General features: G+C 72.2%; 5 protein-coding genes. 2 read left to right on the forward strand and 3 right to left on the reverse strand.

Going from position 1 to position 6,471, the window contains the following annotated elements:
- Positions 1-125: 125 nt before the first annotated feature.
- Positions 126-2,216: a hypothetical protein gene (locus ABZ027_RS42830; protein WP_356778481.1), complete on the reverse strand. Its 2,091-nt coding sequence runs from the start codon at positions 2,214-2,216 to the stop codon at positions 126-128.
- Positions 2,217-2,452: 236 nt separating this feature from the next.
- A complete protein-coding gene (locus ABZ027_RS42835; protein WP_356778483.1) occupies positions 2,453-3,838 on the reverse strand; it encodes a transcriptional regulator in 1,386 nt (461 codons plus the stop codon).
- 358 nt (positions 3,839-4,196) lie between these two features.
- On the opposite strand from ABZ027_RS42835, the gene ABZ027_RS42840 reads away from it, so the two are divergent.
- Positions 4,197-4,850 (forward strand): bifunctional DNA primase/polymerase, encoded by a 654-nt coding sequence (locus ABZ027_RS42840; protein ID WP_356778485.1) that lies wholly within the window; start codon positions 4,197-4,199, stop codon positions 4,848-4,850.
- A 163-nt stretch (positions 4,851-5,013) separates the two neighbouring features.
- Complete coding sequence (locus ABZ027_RS42845; protein ID WP_356778487.1) at positions 5,014-5,517, forward strand: GNAT family N-acetyltransferase; 504 nt, start codon at positions 5,014-5,016, stop codon at positions 5,515-5,517.
- Positions 5,518-5,649: 132 nt separating this feature from the next.
- On the opposite strand, the gene ABZ027_RS42850 is transcribed toward ABZ027_RS42845, so the two are convergent.
- Positions 5,650-6,318 (reverse strand): methyltransferase domain-containing protein, encoded by a 669-nt coding sequence (locus ABZ027_RS42850; protein WP_356778489.1) that lies wholly within the window; start codon positions 6,316-6,318, stop codon positions 5,650-5,652.
- Positions 6,319-6,471 lie beyond the last annotated feature (153 nt).

The following is a 6,471-nucleotide window of genomic DNA, read 5'->3' on the forward strand; positions in this document are numbered from 1 at the left end:
GGGGGGGGGGGGGGTGGGGGGGTGGGGGGGGGGGGGGGGGGGGGGGGGGCTGTGGGGCTGAGGGGCTGAGGGGCTGAGGGGCTGAGGGGCTGCGGGACCCGGCCGTACCGGGCCCCGCAGCCCGGTCACAGCTGGGTCGGCTGGCGCTCGGTCAGGCCGTACTGCTTCGCGATCGCGTTCCACAGTTTCGCCGCCCTGACCTTCTCGGTGCTGGCGGTGCCGCTCGCCCGGTTGGCGGCCTGGGTCTGGCCGGTGACCCGGGCCTGGCCCTTCTTGCAGCCCTTCTTGCCCGCGGTCTGGTCCGCCCACGCCGCGTAGTGGTTGTCGGCCGACGCGGACGCCTGCCACGCCTTGGTGAGGGCGTCGGTCAGCTCGGCGTGGTCGGGCAGCTTGTCGACCTCGAGCTTCGACAGCTGGGTCACCAGCCCGCTGCGCTGCTGGGCCGCGCCCCGCAGGTCCTTGGCCGCCTGGGCCAGGCTGTCGCAGGACTTCACGTCCTCCACGGCGTTGATCACCGTCGTGCGGCTGCCGCCGCTGTCCGCGAGCAGCTTGTCCAGGGCGATGGCCTGCTGTTCGGCCGGATCGGCGGACGGCGAGGCGGAAGGGGACGCGGATGCCGTCGCGGCCACGGTCTGGTTCTTCTCGTCCGCCTTCTTGCCGTCGTCCCCGCCACCGGCGAGCAGCGCGCCCGCCCCGATGCCGAGGACGGCGATGCCGATACCGACGGCGGCGATCACCGGCACCCGTGAACCGCGCCGACCACCGCGACCGTCGTCCCCGTCGTCGTACGTGCCGCCGCGTCCACCGCCGCCGGGCGGGGCGTACGACGGCTGCGGGGACTGTCCGTACGGCGGCTGGGCGCCGAAGCCGGCCTCGGGCTGCTGGAGGCGGGGCATCTGCTGGGTCGCGCCGGCCGGCTCGTCGGCCGGGCCGCCGCGGAAGAGGTTGTCGAACTCGGCGGGCGGCTGCCGATCCGCGCCCTGCGGTCCGCCGTAGGGCGCGGCCTGCGGCTGCTGTCCGGGCACCGGAGCGATGAACTGCGTGGCCTCGGCGTCGGGTCCGGCGGCGGGCGGCAGCGGTCCGGCTCCCGGCCGGGCGCCGCCCTGGGGTGCGCGGCCGAGGAACTGGGTCGCCTCGGCGGACGGCGCCGACCCCGCCTCGGGCGGCAGCGCCCCGGGCCCGACCGACGGCAGGTACTGGGTCGCGCCCTCACTCGCGGCTGCCGGGGGCTGCCCGGGATACCCCGTCGCACCGTCCCCGGTCCCGGGCGCGACCGGCGGGATGTACTGGGTGGCGCCCTCGTCGGCCGGCGGAAGGGGAGCGGCGCCGGGGGCGGTGCGGCGCGCGGGCGGCTGGGCGGAGCCGGGAGCGTCCGGCGCCGCGGGCGGCAGGGGTGCGGCGGCGGGTGAGCCGTAGGCGTCCGCGGAGGGCGGCTGGGTGTTCTGGCCGACGGGCGGCAGGTAGTAGGAGGTGGGCGGATCCTGGGCGGCGCCCGCGGGCTGCGCGGAGGCGGCCGCCCCGGGGGAGCCGTAGGCATCGCCGTGGCCCGAGGGCTGCCCGCCCTCCGGAGGAAGATTCGGGGACGCGGCCTGGCCGGGCGCCTGGGGCGTTCCCCAGTCGGCGGGCGGTGCCGGGTGGCCGGAGTCGGAGGTGCTCCAGGGCTGGGCGGGCGGAGCGGACCAGCCCTGTTGCGGCGGCGCGGCAGGGGCCTGCGCCCCGGCCTGGTCCGGCCCCCACGGGGTGCCCCAGGCCTGACCACCGGCCGGCGCCGATCCCGGACCGGGACCCTGCCCCGGCGTCTGCCCCGGTATCTGACCGTGGCCCTGCTCGTGCGGCTGCCCGTAGCTCTGCCCGTATGTCTGGCCGTACGACTGGCCGTATGCCTGGTCGTTCGGCTGCCCGTACGCCGATCCGGGCCGCTGTCCGTACGCCGATCCCGCGTCCTGCCCGTACGCCTGTCCTGGCGCCTGTCCTGGCGCCTGTCCTGGCGCCTGCCCGCGCTCCGGTCCGGGCGCCGAGCCCGGTGCCTGGTCGTACGGTTCACCGGACGTCCGGCCGTACGCCGTGCCGGATCCCGGAGCCGCCGGGTTCGGTCGGCCGCCGCCGTACCCGCCTGTCATGCCCGGCAGCAGGGGTTCCCCGCCGTCGGAGGGCAGCACGATGCCTTCACGCGCTTCGCGCGCTTCGGGCTCCTCGCCCTGTCCACTCTGCGTCACCGGGACTCCTACGAATGGGGGACTTGCGGAATCGTCGGCTCACGCTACCGGGTCCTCAGAGCACGGTGCTACGCAGCTCAGGCCGTGACCTGGGTCCCTGTGACCGCCGTAACAGATCCACGCACACGTCCTGATGTCCGTGGTGCCGTAAACCTGCCCCCATCCGCCGTATTCAGCCCCCTTTCCCCACCCGCTCCTTCTTTTTCCGACCTGTTACACCCTCGTACGGCCGTGTCTCACGCAGCCACCTGCAGATCCAGGCGCGCCCCGAACTCCCTCACCACCGGCTCGTCCCGGAACGGCTCCAGGCGTTGCTGGAAGTCGTCCAGATACTCGGCGCCCCGGTTGGAGCGGAGGGTCTCCAGCAACTCCACCGCCTTCAGGCCGGTGTTGCACGCCTGCTCCACCTCCCGCTGCTGCACCTGCGCGGTGGCCAGCAGCACATAGCCGATCGCCCGGCGGCGGGCCCGCGACTCGGGATGCCCGGCCAGGGACTCCCGCGCACACCGCTCCGCCGCCTCGGCCTGTCCCAGGTCCCGGTGGCAGTGCGCCAACTCGTCGGCCAGGTAGGCCTCGTCGAAGTGCGCGATCCACACCGGGTCGTCCCCGGTGGACGGATCGGCCTGCTCCAGCGCGTTCACCGCGCGCCCGGACGCCGACTGGGCCGACCGCGCGTCACCCAGTAACGCGTGCCCGCGCGCCTCGGCCGCGTGGAACATCGCCTCCGCGCGCGGGGTCACGCGTCCACGCGCCCCCTCCTGCGCCGCCCGCGCCAACTGCGCGATCTCCCGCGGGTTTCCGAGCTGCGCGGCGAGGTGACTCATCGACGCGGCGAGGATGTAGCCGCCGTAGCCGCGGTCACCGGCCGCCTGCGCGAGGCGCAGCGCTTGGATGTAGTACCGCTGCGCGAGGCCCGGTTGGCCGGTGTCGACGGCCATGTAGCCGGCGAGTTCGGTGAGTCGGGCCACCGCGGCGAACAGGTCCCGGCCGACCGCCTCCCGGTACGAGCCCGCCAGCAGCCCGGACACCACGCTGTTGAGGTAGTGCACCACCACCGGACGCACGTGCCCGCTGCCGTACTGGTGGTCCAGGTCGACCAGCGCCTGGGTCATCGCCCGCACCGCCGCGACGTCGGACTGCCCCACCCGGGGCCCGGCGGCGCGGGATACCTGCGAGTCGGGCGCGGAGATCAGCCAGTCGCGGCTGGGCTCGACGAGCGCCGACGCGGCGACGGAGGAGCCGGACAGGAAGTCCCGGCGGCCCACGTCACTGCGCCACAGCTCACACACCTGCTCGATCGCCCCCAGCACCGTCGGCGAGAACTGCAGGCCGACGCCCGAGGCGAGGTTCTTGCCGTTGGCCATGCCGATCTCGTCGATCGTGACCGTACGGCCGAGTTTGCGGCCCAGTGCCTCCGCGATGATCGCCGGAGCGCGTCCGCGTGGCTGCTGTCCGCGCAGCCAGCGCGCCACGGACGTCTTGTCGTAGCGCAGGTCGAGTCCGTGCTCCGCGCCGCACATGTTGACCCGGCGGGCCAGCCCGGCGTTCGAGCAGCCCGCTTCCTGGATGAGCGCCTGCAGCCGTTCGTTCGGCTGCCGCGCGACGAGAGGCCTTGCGGCCATGGCGTACCCCCTGTGGCTGCGGTGCCTGCCCACGCACCGAGTTGACGTGTCTTGCACGGACGGACTCCTGAACTCGCTGCTCTCATCAGCTCTCGTCAGGTCTCGTGGAACGAAAAGATCCGGCCGTGAAGATCAATGCCCCACAAACACGGCGAAAATGCGAGGCATGTGAGGATTGCCGGGGTAAGTGCAGTCGCCGCCCCCGTACCTGGCTACCCACGTCACGCTTCCATTCCTCCTACGCGCCCCCGCACATGCCCCCATGCGCCCCGGACGCGGAATCGATGCTCCTCCCCCGCGCACGCCCCCGGCTCAGGCCCGGCCGTAACTCCAGGTGGACGCGGGAGTTGAGTGGAACGTGGAAGAGACGATCGTGAGTACCGAAGCCGCTCAGATTCCGAAGCAGCGCGGGGAATCGCTGCTGGAGACCGCCGTACGTTACGCCGAGGAACGTCACTGGGACGTCTTCCCCGGGACCTGGCTGGAAGCCGTCGAGGGGGAGCAGCGCTGCTCGTGCGAGGACATCGCGTGCGCCGCCCCCGGGGCGCATCCGGCGCGCGCGGACTGGGCGTCGCAGGCCACGGGCAGTGCGACCGTCGCGCGCCGGATGTGGCAGAAGCAGCCGACGGCGTCGATCCTGCTGCCGACGGGGCGGACGTTCGACGCCGTCTCGGTACCGGAGACGGCCGGGTTCCTGGCGCTGGCCCGGATGGAACGGATGGAACTGACCCTGGGACCGGTGACGCTGACGCCCGACCGGCGGATGCAGTTCTTCGTGCTGCCCGGGGCGTCGGCGAAGGTACCGGACCTGGTCCGCAAACTGGGCTGGTCCCCGTCCTCACTCGACCTCGTCGCCCTGGGCGAAGGGGCGTACGTCGCCGGACCGCCCACTCGGTTCGGCTCCTGGGGGGCCGTGCAGTGGGCCTGCCGGCCCACGGCGGCGAACCGCTGGCTGCCGGATGTGGAGGAGTTGATCTCGCCGCTGGCGTATGCGTGCGGGCGGGATCGGTAGGGCGGGGGCGGCGGCTGCTTGTCCACTGGCTCGGCCTCGAACAGCCCATCCCCGCCACGGATACCGTGATCCTTCCGTACCTACGATCATCAACCGGAGGCGGGTGTCCGCGTCGGATAATCCGAGTGTGATCCGGTCGTCCCGCGTGATACCCCTCCTTGCTATGGGTGATCTAGTGACGGCGCGACTCGTACTTCATCCGATGACCGTCAGCGAGGCTGAGCGAGTGGTGGCGGGCGAGTCTCGTGGCAGTGCCCGATGGGCGCCCGGATATCCCACTGATGGAGACGTGTCCGCCGCCAGGCGCTTCCTGGGCACCTGCGCGAACACCGGTGATCCCCAGCCGTTCGGTAACTACGAGATCCGTCTCCGCGAGGACGGTCAGGCGATCGGCGGCCTGGGATTCCACGGACCCGCGGACGAGAACGGCAGCGTCACGATCGGCTACGGCCTCATCCCGTCGGCACGAGGCCAGGGATTCGCCTCCGAAGCCCTCCGCGAACTACTGCTGTTCGCGCGGGCACGCGGCGTCACCTGCGTGAAAGGCGCCGCCGACCACGACAACATCGCGTCCCAGCACGTCATGATGGCAGTCGGCATGCGGCCGACGGGAGAAGACGAACGCGTCAAGTACTTCGAGATCGCCTGGACCGACACGACGAAGTAAACGCGTCGAGGCCTACGCCGAGATGAAGCTGACTGCTCTCCTGCCTATCGCCCATGTCCTGGATGTCTCTCGCTGATCCGCTACCAGGGGAGTAGCCCGCCACCCGTCATGGGCGATCCGGGTACAGGACTGTCAGGCTCGCGCTCGGACGATGAGGGTGCCGATCGTCCGATTACCGGGCGGGGCGGCCAGGACCGTGGCGTCAACGTCGGTGAAGCCGTGCTCCTTCAGGAGTCGCTCCCACGCGTCGGGCTCGTAGTCCCACCGCTTCACGACGAGCGGGTCCTCGTCCGGGCCGCGCGGGATGTACGAGGCCTGGCAGCCATAGCAGCCTTCCACTGGGGGGCGCTGGGAGAAGACGAGCCGGCCGCCAGGGCGCAGCCGCTTGCGGATCGCGGGCAGTAGCAGGGCCGGGTCGGTGAACCACACGACGCCGTACACCGAGTACACGGCATCGAAGCCTTCCTGGTCTTCCCGCAGGTAGCCGACTGCCTCCGCCCCGTGCAGCTCCAGCCCCGGCGTCAGCCCCCACCGCTCGCGCGCCGCGGCCAGCTGCCTGGGCGAGACATCGACACCGACGGCGCGCACGCCAACAACAGCCAGGTGCGCGGCGTTGCCGCCCTTCCCACAGCCGAGGTCCAGGACACGGGCGCCGTCGTCCACTTCCAGCAGTTCGATGCCGGGGCCGTGATCCGCGTACTGGGTCCAGTTGAACCAAGTCGTCTCGCCGCGGGCGTTGGTCGGCCGGCGCTCGGGCCGCTGCCGCGAGTAGGTATCCCAGGCGATCACCGTGTCAGTCACAGTCGTGCTCCGCTCATAGGGCCAGCCGCCCGGCTGTGACACCGGACGGCTGGAGTGTCTTAGAAGCCGTATCTCAACCGATCTTGGAGCGTGTGGATCGAACAGAGTTCCTGGTCGGGTGATCTTTCGGCGGTACGCGCATGAAGGCAGGGC

This window comes from Streptomyces sp. NPDC006332 (genome assembly GCF_040612855.1).
Classification (GTDB): Bacteria; Actinomycetota; Actinomycetes; order Streptomycetales; family Streptomycetaceae; genus Streptomyces.